Genomic DNA, 1,239 nt, shown 5'->3' on the forward strand with positions numbered 1-1,239 from the left:
GAGGTGTTGCCACTGGCTCCCGGCGCGAAGGGGCACCCCGCCGAGTCCGCCGAGCGAACCGTCGACCATAGTGGCTCCGGCCGAGATCGCGGCGAGGGTGTTCGCGACGCCCAGGCCCCAGGTGTCGTGACCGTGGAACACCACTCTGCGATCGGGGGTTTCACCGCGCACCCGCTCGATCAGCGACCGCACCTGCATCGGCACTGCCTGCCCGAGAGTGTCGCAGATGACGATATCGGTTGCACCGGTTGCACGTTCGTCGTTGGCGATGTCGATGACCCGATCCGGCGGCACCTGGCCCTCGAACGGGCAGGTGAAGGACGTCGCGATGCACAGCTCGATCGCACCACCGACCGATCGGGTGATGTCGACGGCGTCGGGCATGGCCGCCAGCGACACCTCGGTGGTGCGGCCGATGTTGGCCTGGTTGTGCGAGTCCGACGCGGAGAAGCAGTACTGAAAGTTGCGAGCCCCGGCGGCAGCGGCCTTCTCGATGTGTCGTGGAGTGGCGACCCATACCCAGCACCGCGCGAGTTCGTCGGTTGTGAGTTCGGCGATCACCTCGAGGGTGTTGGCCATCGGCGGCACCTTGTCGCCCCGCGCCATAGATCCGATCTCGAGTGCGGGTACGCCGAGTTCGATGAGGGCCCTGATGATCTCGAGCTTGCGTTCGGTGCCGAGTAGCTTGCCGGTGAGCTGCAGACCGTCGCGCATGGTGACGTCGCGAAGCTCGGCAGCCGGCTCGAATCGATACATCTAGAGACTCATCTCCTCGTCGGTGCGGCCGAGCAGGGTCGAGAGCACTTCTCTGGTGTGTTCGCCCAGATCCGGTCCGACCGAACGAATCGGTACCGACGCGTCACCGATCACCGGGACGACGCCGACGAATCCGACGTCGGCGGGCTCGTCGCCTCCCGTGTCGACCGGGAAGTGCTGAATCATGTTGCGGGCGGCGTACTGCTCGTCGGCCACGATGTCGGCTGCGGTGTAGATCGGTCCCGACGGCACCCCCGCTTCGTCCAGAAGCTTCAATGCCCGATCCCGCGAATGCAGTCCGGTCCAGGCCGAGATCGCGGCATCCAACTCCTCGCGCCGACGCCACCGGCCCGCGTTGGACGCCAGGTCCGGGTCGGCTGCCAGATCGGGTCGATCGATGGTCTCCATGTAGCGCTGGAAGATCGCGTCGCCGTTGCCGGCGATGATGATCGAGTGCCCGTCGTTGCACGGGTACGCGTTCGA

1 protein-coding gene and 1 pseudogene are annotated in these 1,239 nt (G+C 66.3%); both read right to left on the bottom strand.

Annotated elements, in window-relative coordinates; all coding sequences use genetic code 11:
- Positions 1 to 756 (bottom strand): annotated as a pseudogene (locus RHODMAR_RS22230) (hydroxymethylglutaryl-CoA lyase); the annotation flags it as partial.
- Positions 757 to 1,239: CoA transferase (locus tag RHODMAR_RS22235; protein ID WP_008719128.1), on the bottom strand; the 483-nt coding region annotated here is incomplete at its 5' end.

Origin of the sequence: Rhodococcus sp. AW25M09 (assembly GCF_000333955.1) — a bacterium.
Classification (GTDB): Bacteria; Actinomycetota; Actinomycetes; order Mycobacteriales; family Mycobacteriaceae; genus Rhodococcoides.